The sequence below is a fragment of the Desulfovibrio piger genome (assembly GCF_900116045.1).
Classification (GTDB): Bacteria; Desulfobacterota; Desulfovibrionia; order Desulfovibrionales; family Desulfovibrionaceae; genus Desulfovibrio; species Desulfovibrio piger_A.
Map to the genome: position 1 here is coordinate 2,462,389 of NZ_LT630450.1, position 14,827 is coordinate 2,477,215.

The 14,827-nt window shown below is 68.2% G+C and carries 15 protein-coding genes; 11 read left to right on the forward strand and 4 right to left on the reverse strand.

All coding sequences use genetic code 11. The annotated features are described in order from the left end of the window. Positions 1 to 235: 235 nt before the first annotated feature. From cobM to DESPIGER_RS10935, 3 genes are all read right to left on the reverse strand, one after another. On the reverse strand, positions 236 to 988 hold the full coding sequence (cobM, locus tag DESPIGER_RS10925; RefSeq protein WP_072336771.1) for a precorrin-4 C(11)-methyltransferase: 753 nt from the start codon (positions 986 to 988) through the stop codon (positions 236 to 238). A gap of 115 nt (positions 989 to 1,103) precedes the next feature. After that, the gene (cbiE, locus tag DESPIGER_RS10930; RefSeq protein WP_072336774.1) at positions 1,104 to 2,516 is read right to left on the reverse strand and encodes a precorrin-6y C5,15-methyltransferase (decarboxylating) subunit CbiE; all 1,413 of its coding nucleotides are present in this window, start codon (positions 2,514 to 2,516) and stop codon (positions 1,104 to 1,106) included. Positions 2,517 to 2,622: 106 nt separating this feature from the next. Further along, complete coding sequence (locus tag DESPIGER_RS10935) at positions 2,623 to 3,471, reverse strand: hypothetical protein (protein WP_072336777.1); 849 nt, start codon at positions 3,469 to 3,471, stop codon at positions 2,623 to 2,625. Positions 3,472 to 3,741: 270 nt separating this feature from the next. Between DESPIGER_RS10935 and DESPIGER_RS10940 the strand changes: the two genes are divergently transcribed. Together DESPIGER_RS10940 and DESPIGER_RS10945 are read left to right on the forward strand one after the other, a co-directional pair. Then, positions 3,742 to 4,737, forward strand: coding sequence for an OmpA family protein (locus DESPIGER_RS10940; protein WP_072336780.1), 996 nt, complete (start codon positions 3,742 to 3,744; stop codon positions 4,735 to 4,737). A 71-nt stretch (positions 4,738 to 4,808) separates the two neighbouring features. Continuing rightward, positions 4,809 to 5,312, forward strand: coding sequence for a translation initiation factor 2 (locus tag DESPIGER_RS10945; protein WP_072336783.1), 504 nt, complete (start codon positions 4,809 to 4,811; stop codon positions 5,310 to 5,312). A 427-nt stretch (positions 5,313 to 5,739) separates the two neighbouring features. Here the strand turns inward: DESPIGER_RS10945 and thrB are convergent, their stop codons facing one another. After that, positions 5,740 to 6,297: a homoserine kinase gene (gene thrB, locus DESPIGER_RS10950; RefSeq protein WP_072336786.1), complete on the reverse strand. Its 558-nt coding sequence runs from the start codon at positions 6,295 to 6,297 to the stop codon at positions 5,740 to 5,742. A gap of 323 nt (positions 6,298 to 6,620) precedes the next feature. On the opposite strand from thrB, the gene rpmH reads away from it, so the two are divergent. From rpmH to DESPIGER_RS10995, 9 genes are all read left to right on the forward strand, one after another. Continuing rightward, positions 6,621 to 6,755, forward strand: coding sequence for a 50S ribosomal protein L34 (gene rpmH / locus DESPIGER_RS10955; protein ID WP_006007995.1), 135 nt, complete (start codon positions 6,621 to 6,623; stop codon positions 6,753 to 6,755). 42 nt (positions 6,756 to 6,797) lie between these two features. After that, the gene (gene rnpA / locus DESPIGER_RS10960; protein ID WP_072336789.1) at positions 6,798 to 7,193 is read left to right on the forward strand and encodes a ribonuclease P protein component; all 396 of its coding nucleotides are present in this window, start codon (positions 6,798 to 6,800) and stop codon (positions 7,191 to 7,193) included. A gap of 2 nt (positions 7,194 to 7,195) precedes the next feature. Then, positions 7,196 to 7,426, forward strand: a complete 231-nt coding sequence (gene yidD, locus DESPIGER_RS10965) for a membrane protein insertion efficiency factor YidD (protein ID WP_006007998.1) — start codon at positions 7,196 to 7,198, stop codon at positions 7,424 to 7,426. A 27-nt stretch (positions 7,427 to 7,453) separates the two neighbouring features. Further along, the gene (yidC, locus tag DESPIGER_RS10970) at positions 7,454 to 9,103 is read left to right on the forward strand and encodes a membrane protein insertase YidC (RefSeq protein ID WP_072336792.1); all 1,650 of its coding nucleotides are present in this window, start codon (positions 7,454 to 7,456) and stop codon (positions 9,101 to 9,103) included. 102 nt (positions 9,104 to 9,205) lie between these two features. Beyond that, positions 9,206 to 10,444 carry an RNA-binding cell elongation regulator Jag/EloR gene (jag, locus tag DESPIGER_RS10975; RefSeq protein WP_072336794.1) on the forward strand — a complete coding sequence of 413 codons (1,239 nt, stop codon included), beginning with the start codon at positions 9,206 to 9,208 and terminating at the stop codon, positions 10,442 to 10,444. Beyond that, a complete protein-coding gene (gene mnmE / locus DESPIGER_RS10980; protein WP_072336797.1) occupies positions 10,444 to 11,841 on the forward strand; it encodes a tRNA uridine-5-carboxymethylaminomethyl(34) synthesis GTPase MnmE in 1,398 nt (465 codons plus the stop codon). Before jag ends, mnmE begins: the two co-directional genes overlap by 1 nt. A 77-nt stretch (positions 11,842 to 11,918) precedes the next feature. After that, entirely contained in the window at positions 11,919 to 12,524 is a 606-nt protein-coding gene (locus tag DESPIGER_RS10985) for a 3'-5' exonuclease (protein WP_072336799.1), read from the forward strand. Next, a complete protein-coding gene (locus tag DESPIGER_RS10990) occupies positions 12,521 to 13,714 on the forward strand; it encodes a GAK system CofD-like protein (RefSeq protein ID WP_072336802.1) in 1,194 nt (397 codons plus the stop codon). The genes DESPIGER_RS10985 and DESPIGER_RS10990 overlap by 4 nt, the downstream gene beginning before the upstream one ends. Then, complete coding sequence (locus tag DESPIGER_RS10995; RefSeq protein WP_072336805.1) at positions 13,714 to 14,757, forward strand: pseudouridine synthase; 1,044 nt, start codon at positions 13,714 to 13,716, stop codon at positions 14,755 to 14,757. Before DESPIGER_RS10990 ends, DESPIGER_RS10995 begins: the two co-directional genes overlap by 1 nt. Positions 14,758 to 14,827 lie beyond the last annotated feature (70 nt).

Sequence of the window (14,827 nt, forward strand, 5' to 3'; positions counted from 1 at the left end):
CTGCGGGATAATGGAAAGTGCCAGTTTACCCAAGCTTTTTACCGCTTGCAAGCGTTGCGGTATGAAATGAGGAATTGTGAAAAGCGGGGCGTCCCGTGGACAAAGGGCATGGGCCCCCGCAGGCTGGGCAGGGACGCGGCCATGGCGCGCTGCCGTGCCTGGCTGGTGACGGATGGGAAGGAAGACTAAGAGAGGAATGATCCGGGAAAGGCTCCGGGGCGCTTTCCCGGAGCGCTCAGTCGTGGTCGGTATGCGGGCCGCGGGTGCGCGGCGCCGGGGCGTCCTCTCCCTCGCCGGGCAGGACGAGGACCACGGTCTGGCGGGAGAGGCCGTTCTTTTCGATGGTCTCGGCCAGCAGGTCGAGGCGGGTGCGGATGAGCTGCTGGTCGGGCCAGCCCAGGCGGAAGGCGCAGATGACGGGCGTGGCGGCGGGCAGGCAGTGTTCCAGTTCCTCCTGCATGGCGCGGGCCTGCATGGCCGAAAGGTAGACGGCCAGTGTGGTGCCGTGGCTGGCCAGATGGCGCAGGGCTTCCTGTGGGGGCATGGGCGTGCGGCCGGGCATGCGGGTCATGATCAGGCTCTGGGTGGCGCCGGGCACGGTGAAGCTGCATCCGGCAGCGGCAGCGGCGGCGCTGGCGGCCGTGATGCCGGGCACCACCTGCCAGGGGATGCCGTCCCTGTCCAGCAGGGCCAGCTGTTCGCGCAGGGCGCTGTAGACGGCGGGGTCGCCGGTATGCAGGTGCACCACGGGCTGGCCGGCGCGGGCGAACTGGAGCATGAGGGAATGGCACTCTTCCAGATCCAGCGGGGCGGCGTCTATGACGCTGGCCCGGGGCGAAGCCAGATCCAGCAGGGCGGGCGGGATCATGGAACCGGCGTAGAGCAGCAGGGCGGCCTCCTGGATGAGGCGCTTGCCCTTGAGGGTGAGCAGTTCCGGGTCACCGGGACCCGCGCCGACGAAACTGACCATGCCTGGCTGTTTGTCCATGTTCTCCTCCAGCGGCGGGGAGCGTCGCTCCCCCGCGTCCCTGCGATGTCATGCCGGGGACTGGCGTCCACAGGGAGGACGCCTCCCTCATGCGGCATGCCAGAAAGTTTCTTCCCTAGCCTTCGTCCCCTTCCCGCCCGGGCTTGTCCGCGGCCAGCAGGAAGACGGGGTTGGCGGCGGCCAGGAAAATGTCCTGTCCCAGCGGCCGGGAACGGGCGGCCTGCACCTGCATCACTTCGGCGGGCCAGCCCAGGTCTTTGAAAAAGGCGCGGCAGCGGGCCAGCGTATCCAGCAGGATGCAGCTCACCACCAGCCGTCCGCCGGGCAGCAGGCGCCGGCAGACCTGTTCCAGCAGGGCGGGGGCCCCTTCGCCGGAAAGGCCGCCGCCGATGAAGACCCGGTGCGGGTCGGGCAGGCGCGGCAGGCACTGGGGCACCGTGCCCAGACAGACATCCACCGAGGCGGCCCCGAAGCGGCGGCGGTTCTCCTGGATGTCCAGAGCGCGGGAAGGGACCTGCTCCACGGCCACCACGCGGCCCTCGTGGGCCAGACAGGCCGCCTCCAGGGCCACGGAACCGGAACCGGCGCCCAGATCCCAGACCGTATGCCGGGGCTCGGGCCGCAGCAGGGCCAGGGCGGCGGCACGCACGGCGGGCTTGGTCAGCAGGCCGTCCTCGTGACGCAGCTCGGCGGGCAGCAGGCCGGGATGCGGGCGGCGCATCCCGCCCGCGGGCGTCAGCAAAACGGTACAGACAGCGCCGAAGCGGGCAGCGGCGGCTTCTTCCAGGGCAAGATGATGTTCCTTTTCCCTGTCGCTCCCCATGTGTTCAAAGACATGCATGGTGAACCAGTCCACGCCCCTGTCCAGCAGATGGCGGGCCAGCAGGTCGGGCGTCATGCGGGCATCGGTGAGCAGGCTGACGGGCCGCTGCCGCTGGACGGCGGCATGGAGGGGCGTCAGGTCGTCGCGGCCGTGCAGGGAAAGGCAGATGACGTCATGCCAGGGCAGGCCCAGACGGGCGCAGGCCTGCTGCAGGGAGCTGACCCCGGGCAGGATGCGCACGGCGTCGGGGCCCAGCTGGCGCAGGAGCGTGGTGCCGATGCCGTAGAACAGGGGGTCTCCGTCGGCCAGCACCACCACTTTCTTGCCGCCGGCGCGCCAATGGCTGATGCGGGCCAGCACCGGTTCCAGCGGCGCGGTCAGGGGGAGCTGCAGGGCGGGGAGGTCGTCGAAGGCCGCCAGCAGGCGACGGCCGCCGCACAGGACATCGGCCTGTTCGATGAGGCGCAGGCGGGCGGGGGCAAGGCCCTCGCGCGGGGGCAGGGCGCAGTCCAGGCCAAGGATCAGGACAGGCTCGGCCGCCGCGCCGGCAGGCTCGAAGACGAAGGCGGAACGCAGCAGGTCTTCCTGCGGGGACCAGGCATCCGTATCGGACGCGGCCGGGGACGGTGCCGGCGGCGTGTCGGCCGGACGGGCGGGACGGGGAGCGGGCAGGCTGATGCCGGGGAGGAGGTTCTGCTGTCTCATGTATCTCTGGTCGGAAAGGAGCGGGGACAGGGCGCACCGGGCGCGCAAAAAAAAAGACAGCCGCGGCGGCCGGACGCGGGCCCGGCAGGCGGCCGCCCCGAAAATGTCAGGACTGCGCGTCGGGCAGCCAGACGCGGCCGCGGGCCACGAGGTCCACGGGGCCGTCGATGATGGCCGTGCCCTGGTCATCGTCGGGGATGTGGACATGCAGGGAGCTGCCGCCGGGCTGCATGATGTCCAGGGGCTTGCGGTTGCCCTTGGCGGCCAGCAGCAGGGCCAGGGCCAGGGCCCCGGAGCCGCAGGCGTTCTCGATGCAGGTGGTGTGGGCATCGCGCACATGGACCACGGGCAGCATGTCCAGCAGGCCCGCACGGCGGCCCCACCAGATGACGCCGCTGGCCACTTCGCCGGTCATGCCGTACTGGCGGCGCAGCATGCGCGAGGCGGCGATGCAGTCCTCGGGCTGCATGTGGACCTCGCCGTCCAGCAGCAGATGGCAGATGCCGGGCAGGCGCACCAGATGGATGCCCTGCTCCGGGTGGGTGATGGGGCAGGACGGCAGGTGCAGTTCGGCGCGCACCTCCCAGTGGGGGGAGGTGCCCCGCACCAGAAGGCGGATGGGGGTCTGCCAGCCGGAGACCTGCACCTCGTAGCGGTGTCCGTTGGCCAGCTTCTGGCGGGCGATGCCCTGGAGCGTGGCCTCGGGCGAGGCGCTCTCGCGGAAGGCCAGCAGGGCGCCGAAGGCCCGGGTGGCGTTGACGCAGAACTCACCGCCCGCCATGCGCAGGCGGCGTTCCTCCACGGAGACGAAACCGGCCTGTTCCGCCCCCAGGTTGTCGGGGCGCATGGCCTGCCGGGCCAGCTCCGCCTGCCGGGCCGCATCCAGGCCCGCGGCGGGGAAAAAGAGCGTGGTGTTGCCCCCGGGGCTCCATTTGGAAAAATCGAGTGCTGGCATAACCCATCCTTTTGTATCTATTCAGTATGCTACAGGCGGGCCCGGCTGTCCAGCCACCGGGCATCCCCGGCGGGGACGGGGGCTGCGGGTGCCTTCCGCCCTGCCGGAAGGCGTTGCACGGGAGGCTTTCGGAAGAAAGAACGCTTGCCCTTTGCTGCGAAAAGCGCTACCTTGTAAAGGTGTCAATACCCTTTCCAGTGAAAGGAAAGGCACATGGCGCATATTGCCTGGCATGTTGCAGGCAAAACAACAACTTTTTTGGGAGGCATCATGAAATCTTTCCGCCTGCTGGCCCTTACCGCCGCGGTTCTTCTGAGCTTCGCCGTGGCAGCCGTGGCCGCTCCTGTCTGCAGCAAGAAGGTCAACAGCTTCGACTTCGTCGTGGACTATTCCGGCTCCATGATGATGAAGAACGACAAAATGAAGCAGGACAAGATCGAAGTGGCCAAGATCGCCCTGAAGCGCGTCAACGCCGCCATCCCCGCCCTGGACTTCAAGGGCGGCCTGCACACCATCGCTCCGAACGGCACCATCATCGAGCAGGGTCCCTGGAACCGCGCCGCCATGGATAGCGGCATCAACACCCTGCGCAGCGGCTTCGATACCTTCGGCCGCATGACCAACATGGGCGACGGCCTGCAGACCTACGAGCCCTTCCTGAGCTCCATGGAACGCAGCGCTGCCCTGATCCTGGTGACCGACGGCGACAACAACCGCGGCATGGATCTGGTGGAAGTGGCCCGTCAGGTGTACGCCACCCAGCGCAACCTGGTCATCCACGTGATCTCCCTGGCCGACACCCCGCAGGGCGAAGCCACCGTCAAGGCCATTGCCGGCATGAACCCTGACTCCGTGCTGGTCCGCGCTGAAGACCTGGCCACCAGCGACGCCGAAGTGGAACGCTTCGTGCTGGCCGTGTTCTGCCAGGAAGAAACCGTGATCGTGCTGCGCGGCGTCAACTTCGCCTTCGACTCCTATGCCCTGGACAGCAAGGCCATGGGCATCCTGGATGAAGCCGCCGGCCTCATCAAGTCCAAGCCCAACACCAAGATCGTGCTGACCGGCTGGACCGACTCCCGTGGTACCGACGCCTACAACGCCAAGCTGTCCAAGAACCGCGCCGAAGCCGTCAAGGGCTACCTGGCCAAGCAGGGCGTGCCCGCCAGCCGCATGACCGCCATCGGCAAGGGCAAGTCCTTCAAGTACAGCAATGACAGCGAAGAAGGCCGTTACATGAACCGTCGTACGGAGATCTCCTTCGACTAAACGGCGCCCCTTTCCCCCTTTGAACAAAACCCGGCGGAAACGCCGGGTTTTCCATTAAGGAGTAATGACTGATGAAAAAGATCCTGGCAGTCAGCCTGCTGACCAGCCTGCTGTGCGGCGGCTGCGCCCTGTTCGGCGGGGATGAAGGTTCCAGCCCGGCCACGGCCGCCCCTGCTGGAGACCCCGCCACCACCGAGACCGCCACAGCCCCTGAAAAGGCCCCGGCCAAGGCGGCCCCCGTATCCCAGTCCAAACTGGAAGCCGATCTGTACAAGACCGGCCAGAGCCTGGTGGGCCGTGCCTCCCGCACGGTGATGCCCTCCAAGGCCCACAAGGAAGTGCGCAAGGTGGGCAAGGAATACGTGGCCACCTATGTGGACGTGGATACCGACAGCCTGACCACCGAGGTGCGCAAGGGCGCCCGCGGCTATGTGGGCTTCATCCGCTATGCCGAGCATGTCTATGAATGCCGCGGCGCCAGCAAGAGCGCGGCCCTGTCCGCTCCCTGCGAAAAGATCAAGACCCGCAACCTCAACGAGATGATCCGCTACGACGGCAAGAAGTGGCAGTACTAGCTCCACACGTCCTGCCTGATGACGGGCCCTCTTCTCCGCACGGGAAGGGGGCTTTTTTGCGGCCTGCGCCCGGGCCCCGGAAACAGGCCCGGGGGGCCTGTCCGGCTGCGGGGATGTCTTCAGCGGCGGGAGTACCGGCCGCCCGCATCCGGTCGGAGCGACGGTGCAGATGCCGCGGGCATGGAGGAGGGGAGCGGCCGTCAGCCCCGCAAACGGGCCTGATGCTGTCGCGTGTCGCCGCATCCGCGGCCTGTGCGGCAGGCCGGAGCTCCGTCCGCTGCCGGTGGCGCTGCGGGGATGGCGTCCGGCAACGGGAGCATGCGCATGGACGCGCTCCGCCAGCCGGAAGCTGGGAATGGAGACTGGGGCAGGGATGCCGGGGGCTCCTGTGGGGTGCCGGGCCGTGCTCCCGGACCACGGGGACGGATCAGGCCGCGGGCTGGCCCGGCAGCGGGGGCAGGTGCGCGGCGATCCAGCGGGCGCACTGCTGGGGCGTCTTCTGGCGGGCGTCGCAGCGCAGGGTGGCATAGTGGCTGTAGAGGGCCTCGCGCTCATAAAAGATGTCGGCTAGGGTCTGGCCCGGGGCGATGGCCAGGCCGCGGTCGGGGTTGCGGGCGATGCGCTCCTCGATGGTCTCCAGCGGCACGTCCAGGAAGACCACAGGGCCCAGGCTGGCCAGATGGGCCATGGCCTGCGGCCGGTAGACGGCGCTGCCGCCCGTGGCGATGACCGTGCGCTGGACACGGATGGAGCCCAGCATCACGGCTTCCAGATCCAGGAAGGCCTCCTTGCTCAGGGCGTCGGTGACGGCCTGCAGCCGGTCGGCGTACAGGGCTTCCATAAGGTAGTCGCTGTCCATGAAGGCCCAGCCCAGGCTCTGGGCCAGGGCCATGCCCACAGTGGACTTTCCCGCGCCGGCCATGCCGATGAGGATCACACAGGGGCAGGCGGGCGGCGGGGGCAGCAGGTGTTCTGGCGTGGACATGCGGTCTCCTTGATGATAATGGAAAAAAAATTGTGCCGCCGCAGGCACATCCTGTCAAGGCGCAAACGGCGTTGCCGACAGGCAGGGAGCGGTCCCGCCGGCGTTTTTTGTTCATTGTCCCGCCAGGGGATGGGGAACAAGCCTTGACGGCGGGCCTTATGCCGTGTATGTAACCCTTTCAAATTTACAGGCTGCAAGGCGTATCCCGTGCAGCGACAGTGCTGCGGGCACGGGCAAGCCTTCCCGCTTATGTCGCGCAAAACTCGCGCCGGGCCACCTGGCCTGCTGTCCGTCGCCGCAGCCACACGCAAGGAGCTAGAGCAATGAAGAGAACATACCAGCCCAGTAAAGTCAGAAGAGCCCGCACCCACGGTTTCCGCGCCCGCATGGCCACCCCCAGCGGCCGCGCCATCCTGCGCCGTCGTCGCGCCAAGGGCCGCAAGCATCTGAGCGCCTAGTCGATGGGGGGCTGCGCCCCGCGATCCCAGAAGCGAGCCATCATGGCCGAACGCCTTTTTCTGCCCCGCCAGAGCCGCATCCGCAAACAAGCGGAGTATTCCGCGTGCTACGAGCGGGGCAGGCGTTACCATACGGAGCATTTCCTTGTTTTTGTACGGCCCCGCGAAAACGGGGCCTGTACGCGTATGGGCATGGCTGTATCCCGCAAGGTGGGCAAAGCGGTCACGCGCAACCGGGTCAAACGTCTGCTGCGGGAATTCTTTCGCCTGCACCGGGCACTTTTGCCCGAACATCTGGATATCGTGGCCGTTGCCAAAAAGCATACCGGCGCGGCGGACCTGAGCCAGGAACGCGTCAACGCCCAGCTGCTGCCGCTGCTGCAGCGCCTGCCGCGTCTGCACCCGGCCAGGGACAACGGCAGCCGGGACAGGGACTAGCCATGCTGCGCCGTCTCTTCGTCCTGCCCATCCGCTTCTACCAGCTGTTCATCTCTCCGGTCCTGCCCCCTGCCTGTCGTTTTTACCCCACATGTTCCGCCTACGCCCTGGAAGCCATCATGACCCACGGCGTATTGCGCGGCGGCTGGCTGGCCTTGCGGCGGCTGGCCCGCTGCCATCCCTGGGGCGGCTCGGGATATGATCCCGTGCCCCCTGCGCGGCGTCACCCGTAGTCTCTGCTTCATGGAGTACCTCCCCGCATGCAAGACGGCAAAAATCTTATCATGGCAATTGTCCTGTGTCTGCTCGTGGTCGTCGGCTGGAGCTATCTGGCCGACTATATGGGTTGGGTGGTCAAACCCGACCCGGCCGAGATAGCCAAGATGGAGGCTGCCCAGGCCGAGCAGGCCCAGAAGGCCCAGGCCGAAGCCGAAGCCAAGCAGAAGGCCCAGGCCGAGCCCCTGCCTGCCTTCACTCCCGCCCCCGGCGTGGACGTGACGGTGGACGCCCCCCTGTACAAGGCCGTGCTGCATTCCGGCGGCGGCGTGCTGCGCTCCTTCGAGCTCAAGAAGTACACCTCCGGCCTGGACGAGGATTCCCCCCGCATCAATATGGTCGATCCCCAGACCGCCGCGGTGGCGCCCCTGGGCCTGGTCATCAACGGCCAGCCGTCGTGGAGCACCGGCAAGTGGGCCCTGGAATCCGACAGCGGCGTGAGCGTGGCCGAGGGCGGCAAGGGCGTCGTCCGTCTGGTGGGCGAGGTGGACAACCTGCGCGTGACCCGCGAGCTGACCTTCAACGCCGACAATTACCTGATCTCCGAAAAAGTGAGCCTGGCCACCCTGGGCAACGACACCCGCAGCGTGCGCGTGCGCTACACCGTGGCCGCCGACACCAGCAATGCCGCCAATACCAATTATGACGCCATGCGCGTGGCCTGGGACAACGGCGGCTCCCTGGGCGAGGAGACCTCCACCGACAAGCTGACCAAGGAAGGCGTGGAAGCCAGCGGCAAGCTCTACTGGGCCGGCCCCATGAGCACCTACTTCCTGTCCGCCGTCATGCCCGGCAATGCCGATGAGGCCCGCATGGTGGGCCGCATGCAGGGCAGCGTCTACCGTGTGGCCCTGGAGCCCAAGGAAGTGGTGGTGGCCCCCGGCCAGGAGACCACCCTCGAAGTCTCCTACTGGATGGGCCCCAAGGTTCGCAAGATGCTGGCCGCCGTGTCCGACCAGCTGGCCCTCAGCGTGGACCTGGGCATGTTCAGCATCATCGCCAAGGGCCTGCTGTGGCTGCTGGAGTTCTTCCAGCAGTATACCCACAACTGGGGCCTTTCCATCATCATGCTGACCATCGTCATCAAGGCCGTGTTCTGGCCCCTGACGGCCAAGAGCTACTCTTCCATGGAAAAGATGAAGAAGCTCCAGCCCATGATGGCCAGCATCCGCGAGAAGTACAAGGACAACAAGGAAGCCATGAACAAGGAAGTCATGGCCCTGTACAAGACCTACGGCGTCAACCCCGCCAGCGGCTGTGTGCCCATCCTGGTGCAGCTGCCCGTGTTCTTCGGTCTGTATCAGGCGCTGCTGACCTCCATCGAGCTGCGTCATGCGCCCTTCATCACCTATCTGCCCGGCACGGACCTGATCTGGCTGGCTGACCTGTCCGCCAAGGACCCCTATTACATCACGCCCATCATCATGGGCATCACCATGTTCCTGCAGCAGAGGATGAGCCCGCCGGCCACCGATCCCACGCAGCAGAAGATCATGATGTTCCTGCCCATCGTCTTCACCGCCCTGTTCCTGAGCTTCCCCTCCGGTCTGGTGGTGTACTGGCTGGTCAACAACATCCTGTCCATCGCCCAGCAGTGGCGGATGGGCCGCAGGAACAAGCTGCTGGCCCAGTAGCGGGGTCACGGCAGGCCGCGCGGAGCGGTCTTGCGACACGGAAAAGAGTCCATATGTGGTGGCAGCGGGGTCTCCCCGCTGCCGCCCCTTTTGGGAGAGTTTATGGACGGATTCAAAGAGTTTCAGGGTAAGAATCTGGATGCCGCCATTCAGGAGGCCTGCAGCTATTACAACGTCGCCCGCGAAAAGCTGGAGATCGAGATAGTTCAGGACGCCAAGAGCGGCATCTTTGGTATCGTGGGGGCCCGCAAGGCCAAGATCCGGGCGCGCCGTGCCGCCCTGCGCGAAGCCGTGGAAAGCGTCCTCGGCAAGAAACATTGCGATGTCCGGCTGGAACGGCCGTCCCTGGGCCGCGAGGAGACGCCCCGCCGCTCCGCCGGGAAGATGCCGCCGGCCGCCCGTGAGGACAGCGCGGCCGCTCCGGCCGCGCCCGCCCCGGAAGAGATGCGCGCGGAGAGCGCTCCTGACCAAGAATGCCCGGTCCGCAAGGATGGAAAGGCGGAAGAGGCCGAGCAGCCCGAACGGGCCGAAAAGCCCGCCAGGGCGGAAAAGGCCGAACGGCAGGAAAAGCCCGCCGAGAACGCCCGCCCCTCCCGTGCCCGCGGCCGTGGCCGCGACCAGGCCCGGGCCGCCGCTCCGGCCGAAGCCCAGGCCGGGGAAGCCCCTGCCGAAGGCGCGGCCCCCGAAGCCGGCGGCCGTCGCGGCGAGGGCCGCCGTGCCCGCCCCCGTCCTTCGCTGCGCGGTGAGGGCGAAGGCCGCCGCCGTCAGCGTCCGCAGGGCCCGGCCGTGCCCGCTCCTGCCGAGAACACCGAAGACGTGCTGGACGAAGCGGAGGAGAGCCTGCCCTTCACCCCTGTGGAGGAACTGGATCCCCAGCGTCTCGAAGCCCTGACCAAGGAGGCCGTGCGCCAGCTCGTCCGTCCCATCGTGGGCGAGGAAGTGACGCTGGAGGTGACCGTGGCCGACGGCCGCGTGCGTGTGGCCGTGGACTGCGAGGAGGATTCCGGCCTGCTCATCGGGCGCGAGGGCCAGACCCTGGCCTCCCTGCAGTACCTGGCTTCGCGCGTGGTCTCGCGCGGCATGAACGCCGCCGTGCGCGTGCAGCTGGATGCCGGGCGCTACCGCCAGCGCCAGGACGAGAAGCTGCGCGAGATGGCCCTGGCCCTGGCCGAAAAAGTGCGCCAGACCGGCCGCTCCTATTCCACCCGTCCGCTCAGTTCCTATCACCGGCGCATCGTGCATCTTTGCCTGCAGGATGCCGAGGAAGTGCAGACCCGCAGTTCCGGTGACGGCCCCATGAAGCGGGTGGTCATCATGCGCCGCCGGCCCGAGCGTTCCTGATGCCCACCATCGCCGCCATAGCCACGGCCCCCGGTGCGGGAGGCATCGGCATCGTCCGCCTTTCCGGGCCGCAGGCCCGGGAGATCCTTTCCCGCATGTTCAGGCCTGCGTCGGTGAAGTTCACGGGCTTCCGGCCCTGGATGCTGCACCGCGGGCGCGTCCTCGACCATGAAGGCGTGCCGCTGGACGACGTGCTGGCCGTGTTCATGCCCGGCCCGCGCACCTTCACCGGGGAGGACGTGGCCGAGATCCATTGCCACGGCGGCCCCTTCATCGTGCAGGCCGTCCTGGAGACGGCCCTGCGGCTGGGGGCACGGGCCGCGGAACGGGGCGAGTTCTCGCGCCGGGCCTTCGTCAACGGCCGCATGGACCTGAGCCAGGCCGAGGCCGTGGCCGAACTCATCGCCGCGCCTTCGCGCGAGGCCCTGCGCTACAGCCTCAACCGTCTGGACGGCCTGCTGGGCCGCAAGGTCACGGCCCTGCGCCGGCAGCTGGAAGGGCTGCGCGTGCAGATGAGCCTGGCCGTGGACTTTCCCGACGAAGAGGTGGAATGCCTTGCCCCCGAGGCCTTCGCCGCCGTGGTGGAGGAGGTGGCCGCCGCCGTGCGCGGCCTGCTGACCGGCCAGCGCCGTGCGCAGGTCATGCAGCAGGGCGCCGTGGTGGTGCTGGCCGGTGCCGTCAATGCGGGCAAGTCCAGCCTGCTCAATGCCCTGCTGGGCCGCAACCGCGCCCTGGTCACGGACATCCCCGGTACCACGCGCGATTTCCTTGAGGAGAGCTGCCAGCTGGACGGCCTGCCCGTGCGCCTGACCGATACGGCGGGCCTGCGCGAGACCGGCGAGAGCGTGGAGGAGATGGGCGTGGCCCTGAGCCGCCAGAAGGTGCGCCAGGCCGACGCCATCCTGCTGCTGGTGGACGGCGGCCGTCTGGGCCCTGCCGGGGCCGCTGCCGACATCTGCCCCGACGAGGCCGTGCGCGAAGTGCTGTCCCAGTGCGGGGACATCCCCGTGCTGCTGGTCTGGAACAAGGTGGACCTGGCCGAGCCCGCCGTGTGGCCCCCTGTCTGGGCCCCTGACCGGCCCTGTGTGCGCATCAGCGCCAGCACCGGCCACAACGTGGATACCCTGGCCCGCCGTCTGCGGGCCCTGCTGCTGGACGACGGCAGCCACACGCCGCCCTCCGACGGGCTGGCCCCCAACGCGCGCCAGTCGCTGGCGCTGGAACGCGCCCTGCACGAGCTGGAGGCCCTGCTGGCCGATATCGCCGCCGGCAGTCCCTATGACTGCTGCTCCGTCCGCCTGGACGCCGCCGCGGCCCTGCTGGGCGAGGTCACCGGCCTGGACAGCCCGGAAGAGGTCTTGAACCGCGTCTTTTCAAGCTTTTGCATCGGCAAGTGATTTGTGGTATACAGGGCAGGTATGCGCGTGCCGCAGGCACGCGGTACTTCCCCCTAGGACACGAACCCCCGAACGGCATGAATCTGGAAAGTCTGCGTCGCCGCCTGAGCAGCGACGAAATCAACGCCCTGCCCCTGTGCCATTACGAAGGGCCCATCCATCTGGTGCGCAGTCTGGAAGACTGGGAAAAGGCCCTGCCGGATCTGGCGCGGGAACAGGTGCTGGGCTTCGATACCGAGACCCGTCCCTCCTTCCGCAAGGGCCGGCTCAACACGCCTTCCCTGGTGCAGCTGGCCACGGGCCGGGCCGTTTATCTGGTGCAGCTTTCCTGGTGGCCTTTCGGGCCCGAGCTGGCGGGCCTGCTGGCCGACCCCGGCGTCATCAAGGCCGGGGTGGCCATCGGCGACGACATGCGCGAGCTGGGGCGGCTGTATCCTTTCACGCCCGCGGGCACGGTGGATCTGGGCATGGTGGCCCGGGCCCACCAGCTGACCACGCAGGGCCTGCGCACCCTGGCCGCCAACCTGTTCGGGCAGCGCATCTCCAAGGGGCCCCAGTGTTCCAACTGGAGCGTCCCGGAGCTGAGCAAACGCCAGGTCATCTACGCCGCCACCGATGCCTGGATCGGCCGCGCCATCTACCTCAGGATGCGCGAGCTGGGCATGACCGGAGAAGCGGCGTGAGCGTCCTTTTGCCCGCCCTTGGTCCCCGGCTGGTCTTCTTCACCGGCGGTACGGCCCTCAGGGGCCTGAGCCGCAGCCTTACCCGTTATACCCACAATTCCGTCCATCTGGTGACGCCCTTCGATTCGGGCGGCAGTTCCGCCGCCCTGCGCGAAGCCTTTGCCCTGCCCGCCGTGGGGGACATCCGCAACCGCCTGGCCGCCCTTGCGGACAGCATGGTCCCGCAGAGCGTGCTGGACTTCTGGGAGATGCGCCTGCCCGCGGAAGGCGATTCCGAGGCCCTGCGCGCCCGCCTGCGCGCCATGGGCAGCGCCGGGCACCCCTGCTGGCGTCTCCTGCCGCCGGTCATGGCCGATGTGATGCGGGTGCATCTGGGCTATTTCCTGGAGCGCATGCCCGATGATTTCCGCCCCCAGAAAGCCAGCATGGGCAACCTGCTGCTTGCCGGGGGCTATCTGCATTTCCAGCGCAATTTCACCCCGGTACTGAGCCTGTTCAGCCGTCTTTTGCAGGTGCGCGGCGTGGTCCTGCCCATCGTCAATGCCTGTCTGCATCTGGCTGCCGAGCTGGCCGACGGTTCCGTCCTGGTGGGGCAGCACCACTTCTGCCGCCTGACCCAGCCGGTGCGGCGCCTCTACCTCACGGTCCATGAACCGGGGCGCACCTCCACGGCCCTCACGCCCTGCCGTCCGCCCCTGTCGGCCACGGCGGCCACCTATCTGCAAAGCGCCGGGGCCATCTGCTATCCCATGGGCAGTTTCTACACCAGCGTGCTCTCCAACCTGCTGCCCGACGGCGTGGGCCGTGCCGTGGCCGCGGCACGCTGCCCCAAGATCTACATCCCCAATTCCGGCAGGGACACCGAGGCCCAGGGCCTGAGCCTCACCGCCCAGGTGGACATGCTGCTGCGCCACCTGCAGCAGGACGCACCGCAGGCGGGCCCCGGCGATTTGCTGCAGGCCGTGCTGCTGGACAGCCGCCACGGGCGCTACCCCGGCGGCATTGAATGGAAGGAGCTGGAACGCCGCGGCATCGAGGTGGTGGACCGGGAGATGGTCTGCCCGGACGACCCGCAGCACCACGATCCCCAACGGACCTCCGTGGCCCTGCTGGAGCTGGTGGAGGATCTGCGTGCCCGTGCGCGTGCCCCGGAAGCGGGGACGGCCGCGGCTTCGGATGAGGATGCCTGATGGACGCCCTGCGTGAAGCCTGTCATGTGGCCGGTGCCGCCCTTGCCGGTCAGCGCCTGGACGCGGCCCTGGCCGTGGTGCTGGAGGCCCTGGGCCAGCCCGTGCCCGGTCTGCGCGGCCGCCGGCGCCTGCTGGAAGAGGGGCGGGTGCGGGTCAACGGCCGTCAGGCCCCCGCAGCCTACCGTGTGCGTCAGGGCGACGGCATCTGCCTGTCCCCGGCCCTCCCGGAACTTTTTCCTGATCCTGCCGCCGGTGGGGACCTTCCCCGCGCCCTTTCCCGCCAGGGACGCTGGCAGGCCTTTTTCAAACCCGCCGGCTGGCACAGCGTCAGTCTGGCAGGGGGCAGCGGCCGCAGCCTCGAGGCCGCCATCCCTTCGCTGTGGCCCGGGGGCGGCGGCCCTGCGGCCTGGGCCCTGCTGCAACGCCTGGATGCCCGTACCTCGGGCATCGTCTGCGCCGCCGTGGCGGATGATGCGGACAGCCTGGCCGCCACGGTGCGGGATTTCCGCCGGGCCGAAGCCGGGGGCCGGTGCCGCAAGGGCTATCTGGCCCTGCTGTCCGGCGGCCTGGAGCGGGCGGCCTGCGTGCGCCTGGCCCTGGACATGGCACAGCGCCGTGGGGTCCGTGTGCTGGACGCCGAGACCGCCGACGCCACCCGCTGGACCTGGTTCCGTCCCCTGTACCGCTGGCAGGGGGAGGCCTGCCGTGCTTTTGCCCGCGAACTGTGCCGGCGCTTTTCCTTGTCCGTCCCGTCCCTGCCCCACAGTCTGACCCTGGCGGGCTGCACCATCCACCGGGGCGCCCGGCACCAGATCCGGGCCCATGCCGCCGCCCTGGGCCATGCCTTGTGGCTGGACGGCCTCTATGGTCCTTCCTCCCTGCCGCAGTCCCCCGTGGACGGGCAGGGAGCTTTTTTTCTGCACCACGGCGCCCTGTACCTGCCGGAAGCCCGCTGGATGCTGCCGCCCGGCTGGCTGCCGGAAGGGGAAATCGCAACGGCAGGCCGGAAATGGCTTGAAAACGATTTCATGGACACAGTATAATCACTGCAAAGATACTAAACAGATATCATTATCCATTGTAACACAAGGCGGTATCCGCCCGGCAGCAAGC